This window comes from Lentzea sp. NBRC 105346, assembly GCF_030269605.1.
Taxonomy (GTDB): domain Bacteria; phylum Actinomycetota; class Actinomycetes; order Mycobacteriales; family Pseudonocardiaceae; genus Lentzea.
In genome coordinates, this window is record NZ_BSTQ01000009.1 from 62,714 (window position 1) to 78,370 (window position 15,657).

Annotated in this window: 14 protein-coding genes; 6 read left to right on the forward strand and 8 right to left on the reverse strand. The window is 69.0% G+C overall.

Features of this window, described 5'->3' with window-relative positions:
• Positions 1–76 precede the first annotated feature (76 nt).
• Positions 77–484, forward strand: coding sequence for a MarR family winged helix-turn-helix transcriptional regulator (locus QSK35_RS20225; RefSeq protein WP_285748411.1), 408 nt, complete (start codon positions 77–79; stop codon positions 482–484).
• Between the two features lie 832 nt (positions 485–1,316).
• Here QSK35_RS20225 and QSK35_RS20230 read toward each other — a convergent pair.
• The 4 genes from QSK35_RS20230 to QSK35_RS20245 all read right to left on the reverse strand — a co-directional run bounded on the left by QSK35_RS20230 (position 1,317) and on the right by QSK35_RS20245 (position 4,482).
• Complete coding sequence (locus QSK35_RS20230) at positions 1,317–1,589, reverse strand: GlsB/YeaQ/YmgE family stress response membrane protein (protein ID WP_285748412.1); 273 nt, start codon at positions 1,587–1,589, stop codon at positions 1,317–1,319.
• A gap of 62 nt (positions 1,590–1,651) precedes the next feature.
• Positions 1,652–2,137: a hypothetical protein gene (locus QSK35_RS20235; protein WP_285748413.1), complete on the reverse strand. Its 486-nt coding sequence runs from the start codon at positions 2,135–2,137 to the stop codon at positions 1,652–1,654.
• A gap of 32 nt (positions 2,138–2,169) precedes the next feature.
• Positions 2,170–3,399, reverse strand: coding sequence for a TolB family protein (locus QSK35_RS20240; RefSeq protein ID WP_285748414.1), 1,230 nt, complete (start codon positions 3,397–3,399; stop codon positions 2,170–2,172).
• Between the two features lie 42 nt (positions 3,400–3,441).
• Positions 3,442–4,482, reverse strand: a complete 1,041-nt coding sequence (locus tag QSK35_RS20245; RefSeq protein ID WP_285748415.1) for a DUF2786 domain-containing protein — start codon at positions 4,480–4,482, stop codon at positions 3,442–3,444.
• An 85-nt stretch (positions 4,483–4,567) separates the two neighbouring features.
• On the opposite strand from QSK35_RS20245, the gene folP reads away from it, so the two are divergent.
• The 3 genes from folP to QSK35_RS20260 are packed head-to-tail and all read left to right on the forward strand — an operon-like array spanning position 4,568 to position 6,660.
• Entirely contained in the window at positions 4,568–5,401 is an 834-nt protein-coding gene (gene folP, locus QSK35_RS20250; RefSeq protein ID WP_285748416.1) for a dihydropteroate synthase, read from the forward strand.
• The gene (locus QSK35_RS20255; RefSeq protein ID WP_285748420.1) at positions 5,398–6,327 is read left to right on the forward strand and encodes a hypothetical protein; all 930 of its coding nucleotides are present in this window, start codon (positions 5,398–5,400) and stop codon (positions 6,325–6,327) included. The genes folP and QSK35_RS20255 overlap by 4 nt, the downstream gene beginning before the upstream one ends.
• 48 nt (positions 6,328–6,375) lie before the next feature.
• On the forward strand, positions 6,376–6,660 hold the full coding sequence (locus QSK35_RS20260; RefSeq protein ID WP_285748422.1) for a hypothetical protein: 285 nt from the start codon (positions 6,376–6,378) through the stop codon (positions 6,658–6,660).
• Here the strand turns inward: QSK35_RS20260 and QSK35_RS20265 are convergent.
• Complete coding sequence (locus tag QSK35_RS20265) at positions 6,617–7,711, reverse strand: cytochrome P450 family protein (RefSeq protein WP_285748424.1); 1,095 nt, start codon at positions 7,709–7,711, stop codon at positions 6,617–6,619. The genes QSK35_RS20260 and QSK35_RS20265 overlap by 44 nt on opposite strands.
• A gap of 85 nt (positions 7,712–7,796) precedes the next feature.
• Between QSK35_RS20265 and QSK35_RS20270 the strand changes: the two genes are divergently transcribed.
• Together QSK35_RS20270 and QSK35_RS20275 are read left to right on the forward strand one after the other, a co-directional pair.
• Positions 7,797–10,094 carry a LuxR C-terminal-related transcriptional regulator gene (locus QSK35_RS20270; protein WP_285748426.1) on the forward strand — a complete coding sequence of 766 codons (2,298 nt, stop codon included), beginning with the start codon at positions 7,797–7,799 and terminating at the stop codon, positions 10,092–10,094.
• A 35-nt stretch (positions 10,095–10,129) separates the two neighbouring features.
• Entirely contained in the window at positions 10,130–11,056 is a 927-nt protein-coding gene (locus tag QSK35_RS20275) for an alpha/beta fold hydrolase (RefSeq protein WP_285748429.1), read from the forward strand.
• Here QSK35_RS20275 and QSK35_RS20280 read toward each other — a convergent pair.
• From QSK35_RS20280 to QSK35_RS20290, 3 genes are read right to left on the reverse strand one after another with little or no spacing between them, the layout of a single operon-like run.
• Entirely contained in the window at positions 11,034–14,291 is a 3,258-nt protein-coding gene (locus tag QSK35_RS20280) for an SbcC/MukB-like Walker B domain-containing protein (RefSeq protein ID WP_285748431.1), read from the reverse strand. The two genes, QSK35_RS20275 and QSK35_RS20280, sit on opposite strands and share 23 nt — an antisense overlap.
• Entirely contained in the window at positions 14,288–15,109 is an 822-nt protein-coding gene (locus QSK35_RS20285) for a DUF2398 family protein (RefSeq protein ID WP_285748433.1), read from the reverse strand. The genes QSK35_RS20280 and QSK35_RS20285 overlap by 4 nt, the downstream gene beginning before the upstream one ends.
• Positions 15,106–15,630: a DUF2397 family protein gene (locus QSK35_RS20290; RefSeq protein ID WP_285748435.1), complete on the reverse strand. Its 525-nt coding sequence runs from the start codon at positions 15,628–15,630 to the stop codon at positions 15,106–15,108. The genes QSK35_RS20285 and QSK35_RS20290 overlap by 4 nt, the downstream gene beginning before the upstream one ends.
• Positions 15,631–15,657 lie beyond the last annotated feature (27 nt).

Here is a 15,657-nt window from a genome sequence, read left to right on the forward strand (position 1 = left end):
TCGAGAGAAGCTTATGAACTATAACTATTACTGTCAATAATGGTTGTAGTTACCAACCTCACCTACGATGGTTGCCATGGACGCGCTCTCCGCCGAGGTGGTGGCCCTGCTCGGGCGCATCACGGACCGCTACATCCGCGAATACGAGACGGCGGCCGCGCGGCACGGGATCACGCCGCAGCAGGCCAAGGCGTTGCTCGCCCTAGAGGAGCCGCTGCCGATGCGGCGCGTCGCCGAACGCGTGGGGGTCGAACCGTCCAACATCACGGGCATCGTCGACCGGCTGCAGACGCGTGGACTCGTCGAACGGCAGGCCGACCCAACCGACCGGCGTATCAAGCTCATCGCCACGACCGACGCCGGGAAGTCCGCCGCTGCGGATCTGCGCGGCCACCTCCGGTTCGCGAGCGACCCGCTCGTCGCGCTCACCGAACCTCAGCGCCGTGCCCTCCGTGACCTGCTCCACCTGATGGCGGAGTCCTAGCGGCCTGCGTCGACGGTCTCGGCTTCGGCTGTCGGGTTTCGCGCGGCCGGCGTGGTGTCGGTGGCGCCGGTTGGTGCACCTTGCGTGGGTGCCGCGGCGTTGGGGTGCCGGGGTGTGCTGGTGGTGGGTGGTCGGGGGATGCGCGGGCTGGCGGTTGGGGCGCTGTTTGGTGCACCTGGGGTGGTGCCGCGGCGGTGGGGTGCCGGGGTGTGCTGGTGGTGGGTGGTCGGGGGATGCGCGGGCTGGCGGTTGGGGCGCTGTTTGGTGCGCCTGCGGTGCTGCCGCGGCGGTGGGGATCGGGCGCTGTTGCGGTGGTTCGGGGCGTGGCTGGTGTCGGTGGCGCCGGTTGGTGCGCCTTGCGTGGGTGCCGCGGCGTTGGGGTGCCGGGGTGCGCTGATGGTGGTGAGTGGTTGGGGGATGCGCGGGCTGGCGGTTGGGGCGCCGTTTGGTGCACCTGGGGTGGTGCCGCGGCGCTGCGACCGGGGCCGCAGTTGTTGCTGTGGCTGACCGCAGTTGGTCCAGGGGCGGTGGCTGCGTCGTTGGTGTGCCTCGGGGGCCTGGCGCTTGTCTGCGGTTGGACATTCGCGGTACGGCGGGCGCTGCTTCGTGCACCTCGGGAGGTGCCGCGGCGTCTGAGTGTGACCGGGTCCGGGACGGCGCCGCCTGGTGCACCTGGACGGTGCCGGGGCGCTCGGGTCCGGAGACCTGGTCGAGGCTCGCGCTCAACCCGGCCGCGGGGCCGGGCAGGCGTGCGGGATTGGTTGGGCCCGCACGGGCTGGGTGCTGTGCCCGCCGACTGGGGGTTCGGTCGGGCACAGCGGCTCGAGGGAGGTCAGCGGTGGAGCTTGGCGCGCGAGCGGCCCGCCAGGACCGAGACGCCCGCTCCGGCCAGACCGACCTGGAGGGCCAGTTCGATCCAGTCGATGCCGCTCGTGTCGGCGACGCCGAGTACGGTCGCCGCCGCGGTGCCGAGCAGGGCCGAGACGATGCCGACGAGGATGGTCGCCAGCAACGACACGTGCTGCTTGCCCGGCACCACGAGGCGGCCCAGGCCACCGATGATCGCCCCGATGATGATTGCCGAGATGAGACCGGTGATCTCCACGATTGCCCCCTGCGGTTCGAAGACTTGTGTCTCCAGAATCCGCTCGGCGCGCGCAGGGCGAATCAGGCTTCACCCTGAGATGTCCCTGACCTCACCCCCAATACGCGCGCGGCTTCCTCGGACAGGGGGCGGCCCGGTATGTCCGGATCGCAGCCCACGCGCGGGAGCCGGGCGCGGATCGCCGTCGGGGATCGTTGCATCGAGCGGGCCAGAGCGCGGATCCGTTCCACTGCCGAGTCGTCGGACGCGGTCAGCCACGCGTCGCGCAGCGCGGTGTCCAGTTCGGACGACCAGCGCTGGTTCGCGTTGGCCGGTAGGCGTTTGCCGCGGCCGTTGAGGCGCGTGTGGGCGTCCAGGACGCGGGCGACCAGCCGGCCGACCGCGATGCCGCCCGAGACCGGCAGTCTCAGGCGGCCGTCGGCTATCACGGTGCCCGCCGCGTCGGCGCCCAGGAGGTCCAGCACGAGGCCTTCCTTGGGGGCCGTGGTGGCGCGCAGGGAGTAGGTCACGTCGCCCAGTTGGAGTTCGCTTGCGTAGGTGGATGTCATGGGGAGGACGTTAGACCGGGGGTCTGACAGTTTTAGTTCTTCACGAACACGTCCGACTTGCCGTTGCGGTCCATGAACGACAGGTTCGAGGCCGACGACGCGAAGGCCACGCGGCCCGTGCGGGAGATCGTCGGCGCAACGGAGAAACCGTTGCCCTGCTTGCCGAATCGCTCGCTGAGGCGCTTGATCGAACCCGTGCGGAGGTCCTTCAGGAACACGTCGTCGAGGTTGTTGGTGTCGCCTGGGACCAGGTTCGCTGCCAGCGAACTGAAAACCACATATCGGCCGTCCGGCGACAGGGAGGGTTGGTACGGCTGTGCGTCGGAGACGGTCCCATCCATACGCGTGTTGACCCGGCGGATCTCCTTGGTGCGCAAGTCTTTCACGAAGATGTCCGGCGTGTCCTCGGTGTCGCCGGGCACCAGGTTGTCGCCCCACGCGACGAACGCGACCAGTCCGCCGTCCGCCGTGATGGCCGGCATCAACGTGAACGACGACGATTGCGTGCCATCAAAGGAAACATTCACACGTTCGATCGACCCGGACCGGATGTCCTTGACGAACATGTCGACCGAGCCGTTCGTGTCACCGGGCACGAGATTCGTTGCCGCGGAAGGGAAGACCACGAACTGCCCGGACGCCGACATGGCGATGCCGTGGTGCACGAGTTTGTCGCCCTGCGTCCCGTCGGCCGCGACACTCACGCGAGTGGTCACACCGGACTCCATGTCCCGCACGAACACGTCCGCGACCCCGTTGGTGTCACCGGGAACCAAAGTGGTGGCATCCGACCGGAACGCGACGTACCGTCCGTCGGCGGACAGTGCGGGCGATCCGTAAGCGGGACCGTCACCACCGGAGACCCGCCGCACGCGACCGGTCCACATGTCGGTCAGGAAGACGTCGTCGACACCGTTGGTATCACCCGCCACCAGGTTCGTGGCGGACGAAACGAAAGCCACATAACGTCCATCGGCCGAGATGGCCGGCGGGTCGAACGACGGCCCGTCGCCACCACGCGAGGCGCTGCGCACGGACCCGGTCCACAGGTCCCGCACGAACACGTCGGACACGCCGTTGCGTTCGCCGTGCACCAGATCGGACGCCTCGGAGGGGAACGCGACGTAACGGCCGGAAGCGCTGATCACCGGAGTCAACGAGTCGCCGTCGCCGGACGTCACCTGTCTGAGCGACGACGCGGAGGCGGGCGCAGCAGAAGCGAGAACCAGCAGCCCGGCGACGAAGAGGGATCTGATGAACATGGACGTGCACCACCCAATGTCACGGGCGGCGACGCGCGAATCCTAGCCCGACGTGACCGAGGATCGGCCAACCTCGATGTCCGCGAGATCGGCGGCGGTCCGCCCCGCGTGCCACCCGGCCGCGCTGCCGACGGACACGCGCATCGTCTTCGTCCGGGTGAACATCTGGTCGTACAGCTCGTCCACGGCCTGCTTGCGTTCGACGAGCACCGGCAGCAGCCGTTCATCGGACACCGGAGCAGCGGTCAGCCGTTCGCCGATCCGATGCGCGTAGGAGATCAGGAACGACTGCCGGAACCCGCGGCTGCGCGCCTCGCCACCACCCGCGCCCGCCTGCACCATCGCCCTGGTCGCCTGCACCAGCAGGGACGTCGACAACAGCTCGGTGATCTCCAGGTCGAGGTCCTCACCGACCAGCGCCACGAACCCGACGTTGCCGTAGACCACGGCGCGCGACCGGTGCGCGTCCGCGACCGCACCCACGAGCTGCGCCTTCGCCTTGAAGTAGCTCTTCTCGAGCCACATCCGGCGCGACGTCGCCACCTGCGGCGCGCCGGCGTCCAGCATCGCCCGTTCGAGGGCGTGGCGGTTCATCAGCTCCTGTGCCTTGGCGGACAGCGCCTCGGCCTCCTCGGGGAACTGCGTCGACTCCGCCTTCGCGAGCAGCCCGCGCACCCGGTTCAGCACCTTCTGGTCGACACCGAGCGGAACCGCGGAGCCCGTAGCGGTGCCCGGCAGCGGCAGAATTCGCGGCAGCACGCCCAACGAGCCCAAGAACTTCAGCAGACGCGCAAGCGTCCGCGCGGTGTACTCCGGCGTCTCGATGTGCCGGACCGCCCACTGCGGAAGCAGGGGCCGGGAGCGATCCCACCACACCTCGGCGCCGATCTCCGTCAGCTGCTGCAGCCACCGCGGGTGCATCGTCGACGGGTGATGACGTGCGCACGACGCCGTGATGGCGTCCACGACCAGGGACACCTCCGACTCGGTGAGGTTGCGCGACACCACCTGGTGCACGTCGTAGGGCAGCCACCCGCCGCGCCACAGCGCCTCGACGGCCTCTCCCAGCAGGTTCTCGTCCACGTCCGGCAGTATGCCGACGGGCACCGACAGTCATTGAGACGCCCGCCATGTGCCGCACGGGCGCGTGGCCTGATAGACAGGGGTTGTGATCGAGCTCCAGTTTCGTGGCCGGACCATCCTCCGGGACCGCCCGCTGGTGATGGCGATCATCAACCGCACCCCCGACTCGTTCTACGACAAGGGCGCGACCTACGCCGAGGACGAGGCGATGGAGGCCGTGCACCGGGTCGTCGACGAAGGTGCGGACATCGTTGACATCGGCGGTGTGAAGGCCGGCCCCGGCAACCTCGTGGACGCCGAGGAGGAGATCCGCCGCGTCGTCCCGTTCATCGCACGGGTGCGCGCCGCCTACCCGGACCTGATCATCAGCAGCGACACCTGGCGTTCCGAGGTCGGCCGCCTGGCCTGCGCGGAGGGCGCCGACCTGCTCAACGACACGTGGGCGGGCACGGACCCGAAGCTCGCCGAGGTCGCCGCCGAGTTCCAGGCGGGCTACGTCTGCTCGCACACGGGCGGCATCACACCTCGAACTCGGCCGCACCGCGTGACGTTCCCGGATATCGTCGGATCCGTTCTGGCAGAGACGACTACCAAGGCCGAAGAGGTCGCACGACTGGGCGTGCCGCGCAAGGGCATCCTCATCGACCCGACCCACGACTTCGGCAAGAACACCTGGCACGGCCTGGAGCTGCTGCGCCGCGCGAGCGAGCTGGCCGCGAGCGGATGGCCCGTGCTGATGGCGTTGTCCAACAAGGATTTCGTCGGGGAGACCCTCGGCGTCGAGCTGCACGAACGCGTCGAGGGCACCCTCGTCGCAACGGCGATCGCGGCGGTGCAGGGGGCCGCCGTGTTCCGCGCGCACGAGGTGGCGCGCACCAGAAGAGTGCTCGAGACAGTGGCACGGTTGCAGGAGGTATGACGGTGGGCGAGGTCTTCACCCGGTGGCAGGACTTCTCGGAAGATCTCGGAACGATTCGCGTCGAACGGGTGGAGCCCGCCGACCGCGCGGGACACAAGGCGGCGTTGCGCCGCGACGCGAGGGATGTCGCCGAGACGCCCTTGCTCCAACGGATGGCGCTCGCGTACCGGTACCTGAACACGCTGGCCGTCGGCGTGTGGGCGGGTGACGAGAGCTGGCGCGCGGACCTGCGTGACGTTACGACATCGCTCGTCCCCCAGGAGGATGAGAGCCAGGACGACGGCCTGCTCAGCTCGCTGATCGCGGTCTGCCTCGCCCAGCTGCTGCAGGACGCCCGGCTGCGCGGCGGTTCGGAGGCCGACCTGGTCGCGAAGGCCGCCTGGGAGCGCGCGCAGGAGTGGGCCGCGTTCGCCGACGACGCGCACGTCGAGCGGTTCCTGCAGAACTCGACCGAGGCCGGCGCGCGGGTCGTGACGGCGGGCGAGGTGCAGGAGGTCGTCGAACTGGCGATGGCCGCGGCCGACGACCAGGACGCCGAGCTGCTCGCCGCGCTGGAGGCGGAGGGCTTCGCCGCCGAACTGATGAACGGCGTGTGGGTGATCGACGGCGAGTTCCGCAACCCGCTGCGCGCCGCCGCCCGCGCCGCCACGTTGATCGGTGAGAGCTGCGTACTCGCGCGCAACGACCGGCAGTCCGTCGTGCTGCTGTGGCACGGCGGCACGCTCGCGATGGCGGACTCGAAGATTCCCCGTTGGCGGGTTTATCAGATCAAGGCTCCGGTGACGCCACAGTCGAAGTTCTCAGGTGGCGAAGGGCTGCCGCCCACTCGGGACACACACCCGCTGGCGCCCGCACCAGAACACGTCCGCCGATTGGCTGACGCCGTTGGTGTCAACCTGTCTCATCTGCTGGCCGCATTGCGGTGAAAGGGTGATCTTTGGGTTTCGGTAACCTTTCCTCGCTAAGTTGGTGGCATGCCAAGATTTGCTCTGTTCGACGTGGACGGACTGCGAAAATCCAGTACCGTCGAAGATTTTCCCTGGTCGGAGACGGACGTCACGCTGATCCGCGTTGATGCCAAGGGAGTTGTCCGGCAAGCCAAATCGTTGACCGAGAAACATTCTCTGCTCGCGGTGGCATCGGACAAAGATCTTGTTCTGGCGACGGGGCCAGAAGTGTTCGCCGTCGACGACATCGCCGCCGCACGTGCGGCGCTCAGGGCCTCGGTCGCACGAGAAGTCCTGTCAGCCCGCGGGTGAACGACACCCTCCACGTGACCTCGTCGGTGACGAGCGCGAGATCCGGATAACGCCGCAGCAACGTCGCGAAGGCGATCTCACCCTCCAGCCTGGCCAGCCGTGCGCCGAGGCAGTGGTGGATCCCATGGCCGAACGCCAGGTTCGGACCGCGATCGAAGAGCAGGACATCCGGGTTCTCGTACCGGGCCGGATCCCGGTTCGCCGCGGCGATGGACACCAGCACCAGGTCGCCCTCGGCGATCTCGGTGCCTCCGATGACAACGTCGTCCACCGCTATGCGCATCATTCCTGGACTGAGCGGCCCGTCGAACCGCAGGAGCTCGTCGACCGCGGCCGGTACCAGGTCCGGATCGGCTTTCAGCGCCGCGAGCCGCTCCGGATTCCGGAGCAACGCCAGGGTTCCGTTTCCGATCAGCTGCACCGTCGTCTCGTGCCCCGCGACGATCAACGTGATCAGCATTCCGATCAGTTCGTCAACACTCAGCCGTTCATCACGCTGAGCCTGAATGAGCTCGGTGGCCAGGTCGTCACCAGGCTGTTTCCCGGCGACAAAGCCATTCAGATAGGTGATCAGCCGGCCATACGACTCGATCATGTCGTTCGGCCGCGTGAGGCCCGCGCTGAGCTCACGCAACAGCGAACGATCCTCGGCGGGCACGCCCAGCAGTTCGCAGATCACCGTGATGGGCAACGGGACCGCGAACGTGTCGATGACGTCGACGACCGGCGCGCCCGTCCAGTCGTCGAGCAGCTCGTCGGCGATCTGCTGGATTCGCGGTCGCAGCGCATCGACGCGACGCGCGCTGAACGCTCTGACGACGAGCTTGCGCAACCGGGTGTGGTCCGGTGGATCGGTGTGGTTCATCATCCCGATCATCGGGGCGATCGCGCTGCTCAGTCCGGGATGGTTCAGCGCGCTGACGACGTCGTCGTAGCGGGTCAGCAGCCACGGCGCGCTGCCGTCCGGCATCGCGACCCGGACCGGTCCCTGCTCGCGGCACAGGTCGTAGAACGGGAACGGATCCTGGTGGAAGACTTCGTCGATTCGCATGTGTCGAGCGTGTCGGTGCCGCCGATCGGGCACCTGAGTAGGCGATCACCCATGTTCGACGGCCCGATCACCTAGCCTGGGGTGCATGGGGTGGCCGTTCGTGGGGAGGGCGGCCGAGCTCGCCGACGTCCGCCGCGCGCTGCGGGGCGCTGGGCTGATCGTGGCGGGGCCGGCCGGGGTGGGCAAGACGCGTCTGCTGGAGGCGGCCGGCGTGCCGTTGGTCCGCGCGACCACCGCCACGGCGTCGATTCCACTCGGCGTGCTCGCGCCTTGGTTGCCGCCGGACATCCCCGAAGGCCCGCTCGCGATGTTGCACGCGGCACGGGACTCGTTGCGCGGCAAGGTGATCGGCGTGGACGACGCGCACCTGCTCGACGACACCAGCGCCGTGCTGCTGCATCAGCTGGCGCAACATCGCGAGGCGGTCGTGGTGGCCACGATCCGGTCCGGCACGCCGGCGCCGGCCCCAGTGGTGGCCCTGTGGAAGGACCAGTTGCTGGACCGGCTCGACCTGGAACCGCTGGGGTTCGCGGACTTCACGTCGGTGCTGACCGAGGTGCTGGGCGGGCCGGTGGACAGCCGGGCGGCCGACCGGCTCTGGACCGCCACCGCGGGCAACTTGTTGTTGTTGCGGGAGTTGCTCCTCGCGGCTCCGCTGGCCGAGGTCGACGGCCTGTGGCGCCTGGACGGTCCGCTGCCCATGTCGCCACGGCTGGCCGAGCTGATCGACCACCGGCTGGGTGCGCTGGCGCCGGAGCAACGCCGGGTGCTCGAGCTGCTCGCGTTCGGCGAACCACTCGGCTTCGAGCTGTTCGATCCCGGTGTGCTGGAGTCGTTGGACGACTTCGTCACCGCGTCCGAGGAAGGGCTGCGGCTGGCGCATCCGTTGTACGGCGAGGCGTTGCGCGCGGGCTGCCCGCCGCTGCGGACGCACACCCATCAGCGCTACCTGGCGTCGGTGCTGGACGACCCGTTGCGCGTCGCCGTGCTGCGCCTGGACAGCGGCTCGGCGGACGACCCCGAGCTGTTGCTGACCGCGGCCGGGCGGGCGTGTCTCCTCGGAGACGTCGTGCTGGCCGAACGCCTGGCCCGCGCCGCCTGGGCTCTGGGTGGCGGACCGCCGGCGGCGCATCTGCTGGCGCAGGTGCTGGCGTTCACCGACCGTTCCGAGGAGGCCGAAGAGGTCTTCGCGATGGTCGCTTCCGCCGACGACCCGGTCGAGATCGTCGCCATGCGGGCCATGAACATCGGCTGGGGGCTCGGCCGCAGCGCGGAGGCGGCGGCCATGGTGGACACGCCACTGGTGCAGGCGAACCTGTTGTTCGACGCGGGAAAGTACGCCGAAGCGCTGGCGGTGTTACCCGGCGCCGAACCGGCGGAGGCCGTGATCGAGGCGTTGATCAACGCCGTTCAGGGCCGCGAGCCGCGCGAGATTCCGGAGTTGGAGACGTGGGAGGCGGTGCCGCTCGGCGCCGAGATGTTCACTTCGGCGAAGGTTTTCATTCGCACCATGTACGGCGATTTGCAGGGCGTGGAGGAGATCGCGGTCGAGGCCCATCGGTCCAGGAGCGAATGGGACTCCATGCGTTCCCACTGGGCCATCGTGCGGGCCGGTCTCGCGCGGGCGCGCGGGCGGCTCGACGATGCGATGGTGCTGCTGCGGGAGGCCCAGCCGGTCCGTCCGTTCTTCCGGCTGTGCGAGCTCGCGCACGTGGAGGCGTTGCGCGGCAACGACGCCCGCGATCTGCTCGCCGCCGCGGAAGCTTTGGTGCCACAGGGGCAACGGCCGTACCGATGCGGGCTGTGGCAGGCGCGGATCTGGGCGGGTGGCGCGTCGCCGCTCGAGTTCGCCGACGACGCCCGCGCACACGGGGAGCACGCCGTGGAGGCGATGCTGTTGCACGAGGCCGTGCGGCTCGGTCACGCCGGCGAGGCAGTCGACCGGCTGGTCGAACTCGCGTCGTTCGTGCACGGGCGGCTCGTGCCGCTGTACGGCGATCACGCGTTGGCGTTGGTGCGCAACGACAACGCGTCGCTCGAACGGGTGGCCTCAGGGTTCGAGGAGGCAGGGGTCATGCTGCACGCGGCCGAAGCCGCTGCGGCGTCAGGGAACCGTGCGCTGTTCGCCCGGCTGGTGGCGCGCTGTCAGAGTGCGCGCACGCCCGCGTTGGCGAGGTTCACGGTGCCGCGGCTGACGAAGCGGGAGCTGGAGGTCGCTTCGCTCGCGGCCCGCGGGCTGACCAACCGGGAGATCGCGGAGTCCCTGGTGACTTCCGTGCGGACCATCGACAACCACCTGTCGAGCGTCTACGCGAAGTTGGGCATTGGAGCCAGGAGCGAGCTCACCGACGCGATGGGTTTCGTGACGGGAATCGTTCGATAGAGGCGACCGCGACGGCTTCTCGCTATAAGCGAACGATGAGCAGATTCGTGAGCCGTCGTGGACTCCTTCGGGGAGGTGCCGGACTCGCCGCCGGCACCGCGGTACTCGCCAGTGGCGTCTCCCAGGCGAACGCCAAAGGGAACGACAGCCCGGTCCGTCCCATCGCGGTGCCGGAGCAGGTGAAGGCGGCCGAGGGCTTCGTCGACGTCGGCGGTGCGCGGCTGTGGTACTGGGACACCGGTGGCAACGGAACGCCGATCGTGTTGCTGCATCCCGCTTCCGGGAGCGGACAGAGCTGGCCTTACCAGCAGCCGTTCTTCGCGAAGGCCGGGTACCGGGTGATCGGCTATTCGCGGCGTGGGCACTACCGGTCCGACGCGGGACCGGCGGGTAATCCGGGTACCGGCTCCGGAGACCTGCACCGCCTCGTCGAAGCCCTTGGCCTCTCGAAGTTGCACGTCATCGGCGCCGCGGCGGGTGGCGGCGTCGCGCTCGACTACGCCGTGTCCCATCCGGATCGCGTGCTGAGCCTCGTGCTCGCGGGCAGCCTCACCGGCATCTCGGCCCCGGACTACACCGCGCTGATCGGCAGGCTGCGGCCCGCGGGGTTCAACGCTCTGCCCGCGGAGTTCCGCGAACTGGGACCGGCCTACCGCGCAGCGGACCCGGACGGCACCGCCCGGTGGCTGGAGATTCAGAAACGCGCCGTCGGCACCAACGTCTCGCAGCCCAACGCGAACACCATCACCTGGGCGACGATCGAGGCGTTCCGGGTGCCGACCCTGTTGATGTGGGGCGACGCCGACCTCTACACGCCACCACCCGTGCAGCGGGTGCTGGCCGGACACTTCCCGCGCGTCGAGACCGTGGTCGCGAACGAGTGCGGGCACAACCCGCACTGGGAGCGGTCGGACGTCTTCAACCCGGCGGTGCTGAGGTTCATCCGCGGCCGGTCCAGGTGAACCGCACGCTCGTGACCGCGTCGTCACTGGTCACGAGCTGGTGGATCGCGATGCCCGGCAGTTCGCGGTAGTCGCCCCAGTCGGAGTCCGAGGTGAGCACCAGGTCGAGATCGCACGACACGAGCAGCTCCAGCAGTCCGCTCCGGTTCGCACTGTCCATTCCGGACAGCGCGTCGTCGAGGACGACCAGTCGTGGCGCGGTCGCCGGGTAGTGCGCTGCGATGACGGCGATCAGCGGGACATACCGGAACATCGCCTGTTCGCCGCGGGAAAGCGCTTTTTGGGCGCGCTTCGTGAGCGGCTGCCAGGCCTTGCCGCGGTCGATCTCCAGGACGAGCCGGTGCCACGGTGCCGATGGATCCTGGAACAGCAAGGCTTCGGCGTCGGGAGCGACCTCCGGCCGCAACCGCATGCCGAAGCCCTCGAGCCGCGGGTTGACGGTCGCCGCCAGCTCCTCGTCGGCGCGAACCCGATCGGCCATGGTCTCGCGGACGGTGTCCGTGAACGTCCGGTCAAACAGCTCACGCTCGGCCGTCGCGATGTGGTCGTTCACGACATCGCGCTGTTCGTGCAGCCAGTCGATCAGCTCGGCCGGCGTCACCGGCCTGCGGTCGAGCGTCACGACAAGATCGGGCTCCAGGGTCAGCCCGATGCGGTTGCCGAGGATCAGCCGGGCGTCCTGGACGGCGTGGGTCAGCAGGAGTTCCGCGTCGGCGACCGTCTTGGACCGTGCTTCCAGCCCATCGTCGTGCAGGTCGCGAACGCGTTTCTCGGCCGCGTCCCTGGCGGCGATCACAGCCTCGCGTTCCGCTACGCGGGCCGCGTGTTTCTCGGCCAGTGTCCCGACCGCGCGTTCCAGCGTGCTCCGGCGTTCGCGCAGGTCCGCGAGCTCCGTCGTGATCTCCGTCCGCCGGGCGCGAAGCCGGGTCAGCTCGGCCTCGTCGGTGGCGACGCCGAGCTCCTGTGCCTGCAGGATCGCCGTCCGCTCGGCCTCGACGGCGTGCTCACGGCTGGTCGCCGCGCGGGCCCTGGCCTCGGTGGCCGTGCGTTCGGCCTGTTCGGCCTCGCGCTTGCGGTCGAGCCATGCCGCCTCGGCCTGCCGGAACGCGCTGATCGCGTCGAGCAGCTCGTCGAGTTCCTGTTCGGTCGACGGCAGGTCGTTGTCCGGTATCGCTTGTGCCACTTGGGCTTCCGCGTCATCGCTGACCTGTTGCGCCCTCGCGACCGTGGCGCGCAGCGCGGCTGTGCGCGCCTGTGCCCGGATGTGCGCGGTCATATCCAAGTCGTGTCGGCCGGGACGGGTGGCGAGGTCGTTCGCGAGCGCTTCTTTGCGCGCGGCGATCCGTTGCTCGGTCTCCTGGAGTTCGTCCAGGTCGGCCTTCAGCTGGTCGATCAACGTCGTCAGCTCGCCGACGCGCCGTTGTGCGGCCAGCTCGCGCGCATCGGCACCGATGTAGGTGGGCTCGGGCTTCGTCCAGCGCCCGCGCAGGCTGCCGAGCCGCCAGGTGCCGTCCGCGCCGACCGCGGCGGGGTGGTCGGGCGCGGACTCACCGAACGCGATGCCGCCGAGCAACCGTTGTACCGCAGGCGCTTCGGCGACGAGCATGTCCAGCAGGCTGGCGCCCGGCGCCGGGGTCGCGAGCACCTCTTCGGCGAACGTGTCGTGGTCCAGCAGGTTCGGGCTGTCGGGCGTCACCCACGCGTCGAGCAGGCCGGACGCTTCCAGCGCGGCCTCGATCGACGCGCAGAGGCCGAGCGGCATGTGCGGCCGGAACTCGACGAGCCGCCACAGCGGTGCACCCTTCGCGGTGGCCCGTTCGGTGTCGCGCGTGTACGGCGCGGGCGGCGGCACGTCGACCTGGTTGGCGAGCTTCTCGCGCAACGCCGTGTACTGCGGGAGCTGGTTTCGTTGTGCCGTACGGGTTTCCTCGAGCTGCTGTTCCTGGCGGCTCAGCTCAGCCCGGGCCCCTGCGACGGCATCGTCGATCTCGGTGATGTCGACGACGATCAGCTCTCGGCAGCCCGCCGCCCAAGCGGCGAGATCCTCGTCCTGCTTCGCCTGTGCCGCTTGGAGTTCCTCCGCCGCTCGGGCTTCCGCGGCCTCGGCCTGTTCGAGCTCCGCGCGTTCGGCGTCGAGGAGGGCCCGCGCGGCGTCCCGTGCCATGACGGCGTTGTCATACCGGACAACGGCGTTGCGCTGCGCGCGAATCCTGGTCTCGTCGCCGGGAACCTCGTTTTCCACCTTGGCTTTGCGGGCTGCTTCGGCCGCGCGTTCCGCTTGCTGTGCGGCGGTTCTCGCCAGCTCGTCGTCCGCGTCGGCGCGTGCCTTCAGCGCCGCGGCGAGCTGCGCCGCCTCCTCGGCGCGCGCCCGCGCCCGTTCGCTGGTGGGGGCACTGTGGAGGCGGGCGTCGATCTCGGCCGCTTCCTGCGTGAGGCGTTGTTCGTCCCGAGTGGCCTCACTCAATGCCTGCCTGGTCACGTCGTACTCGGGGTCGGTGTCTTGGGAGAGCCCAGCGAGCTTCTCGGTGGCGGTGCGCAACTCGGCCGCGGCCTCGCGGGCGACGAGCCGGGCGTGGTCGTTGCGCCGCTCCAGCAACGTGGTGACGACCGCGATGGCGTCGTCGATGCGATCGCGCTTCTCCTGTTGCCGCTCAAGGCGTTCCCGGCCGGTCTTCGCCAGCTCGAGCGGCGGCTTCGTGAGGTCGAGTTCTGCCGAGGTGAGCAGCCTGAGCAACGACTCGTACCGGTCCTCGCTCATGCCGTCGAAGAGCGTGGCGCGCAATACGGCTTTGTAGTCGTGCGGGTCGCCGTGCACCTCGCCGTTTGGTCCGATGGCCCTCGCCAGGTTCACGCGCGTGATCGGGCGCGCCGCCTCGTTGACCAGGACGAGGTCGCCGATCCTTAGGGTGGTGGTGAAGTAGCTGACCTGCACTTCAGTGGTGCTCGTGGACGCCTGCAGCCGTGCGCCACACGTGAGGAACTCGCCGTCGCGCTCGAACTCCAGCCACACGAAGCCGGCGCGAATGCCCTCGGTGGTGTCGCCGACGAGGTTCCAGTGCATTGCCTCGGGCATTTTTGCCGCGAGCAGATGAGGCACCAGCAGTTCGAGCGCCTTGGACTTGCCCGACCCGTTCGGCCCTCTGATCAGCAGCCTGCCGTCGTGGAACGTGAAGGTCTCGTCGTGGAAGCGCCAGACGTTGAGAATCCCGGCGCGGGTGGGACGCCATCTGGTCATGCTCTGTACCTGGCCGCGGCGGGAAGTGCCTTTGTGGTGTGGCCTTCTTGTTCGACCAGCCCGAACCGGGTCAGGACGTCGATGGCTGCTTGCGTCAGCTCTTCTACGCTCGTCTCCCGGTAAGCCCGGTACTTCTGGCTGAGGGTTCGCACGTCGTCGTGCAGCTCTTGTGTGGTCGCCGGGAGCCGGTTCAGCAGGGCGAGCGCGACCGTCTCGGCGTGGCCGTCGCCGGGGAACCTCTCCTGGGTGGCCAGCCCTTCGGGGTCGACGAGAAGGACACCCTCCTTGCGTTGCTCGACAACGAAACCCGCTTCTTCGAGGGGTTCTTTGGGCACCCTCTGGTTGGTGTACACGACGGGTTCGTCGACGAGCGCGCGCATGAGCTCTTTCTCTTTGTCCGCTTTCCGGGTGAGCCGGCTGATCAACTCGCGGTCGACCAGGTACTTGCCTTCATACGGCCGCAGGATCGCATGCCGCTCGAGGAACTCGAAGACGTCGTCGAACGTCTCGTCGCCTTGGACTCTGTTCTGGAGCACCGCCTTCGTGGTGACCGGTGTGTGCTGGAGTTCCGCGAGCGCGAGGCACAGCAGTTCGTAGCGCCGCCGGTCGAACGGCTTGTTCTCGGCTGTCAGCGCGGGTGCCTTGCTGTTGCTCGTCTTTCGCAGCAGGACGTACCGCTTCTCGACGTAGAGGGGCCAGCCGCAGTGCTCCTCGAACCACGTTCGTATCTCTTGTGCGTTCCTGACGACCAGATCGAACCCGTCATGATCGCTGGTGAGCAGCGGGTTGGCCAGCAGCAGCCGGATGCCTTCGTTCACCGCGCACCGCGCACGTCGATCAGGAAGTCGGGTCCGGTGAAGGTGCCTTTCGGCGTCTCGATCGTGGCGTTGCCGCGGGCGTCGCGCAGCGTGATGTGGGTGCGTCCGTTGTTCGCGGTTCTCGTGCCGGTTTCGTCCGGTTTCGCGCTCAGTGCTCTGGCGATGAGGTCGAGGAGTTCCTGGAAGGTGCTCTCGTCGAGTTCCTTCAGCCGGGAGATTCTGATCGGGCCGTTGGTGGTGAAGTCCGCTCTGGGCTGCTCGTTCTGGTGCTTGCGGCGGACAGGCGGGACCTTGCCGATCGTGCCGAGGTACTCCTTGTCCGTCCGTTTGAGGCGGGGCGGCACCTTTACCGGTGGTGCGTCGTGCCAGCTCGTGGTGCTGGGGATGAGCTCCTCGTCGGGGTGGGCCAGGTGCGCGTGGCGGGCCGGCTGCAGGCCGAAGGTCTCGTTGAACAGGCGGTGCGCGTCCTCGTCGGTCGCTGCGGTCGCGAAGCGGCGGGCGAGCGCCCTGAAGTCCGTCACGTGTCACCTCCTGTCCGGGCGTCACCG

Bases quoted from the DNA above. Each gene is read 5' to 3' on its own strand.
- QSK35_RS20280 (WP_285748431.1), bottom strand. From the start codon at position 14,291: ATGACCAGATGGCGTCCCACCCGCGCCGGGATTCTCAACGTCTGGCGC.
- QSK35_RS20255 (WP_285748420.1), top strand. From the start codon at position 5,398: ATGACGGTGGGCGAGGTCTTCACCCGGTGGCAGGACTTCTCGGAAGAT.
- QSK35_RS20270 (WP_285748426.1), top strand. From the start codon at position 7,797: ATGGGGTGGCCGTTCGTGGGGAGGGCGGCCGAGCTCGCCGACGTCCGC.
- QSK35_RS20225 (WP_285748411.1), top strand. From the start codon at position 77: ATGGACGCGCTCTCCGCCGAGGTGGTGGCCCTGCTCGGGCGCATCACG.
- QSK35_RS20265 (WP_285748424.1), bottom strand. From the start codon at position 7,711: ATGCGAATCGACGAAGTCTTCCACCAGGATCCGTTCCCGTTCTACGAC.
- QSK35_RS20260 (WP_285748422.1), top strand. From the start codon at position 6,376: ATGCCAAGATTTGCTCTGTTCGACGTGGACGGACTGCGAAAATCCAGT.
- QSK35_RS20275 (WP_285748429.1), top strand. From the start codon at position 10,130: ATGAGCAGATTCGTGAGCCGTCGTGGACTCCTTCGGGGAGGTGCCGGA.
- QSK35_RS20235 (WP_285748413.1), bottom strand. From the start codon at position 2,137: ATGACATCCACCTACGCAAGCGAACTCCAACTGGGCGACGTGACCTAC.
- QSK35_RS20240 (WP_285748414.1), bottom strand. From the start codon at position 3,399: ATGTTCATCAGATCCCTCTTCGTCGCCGGGCTGCTGGTTCTCGCTTCT.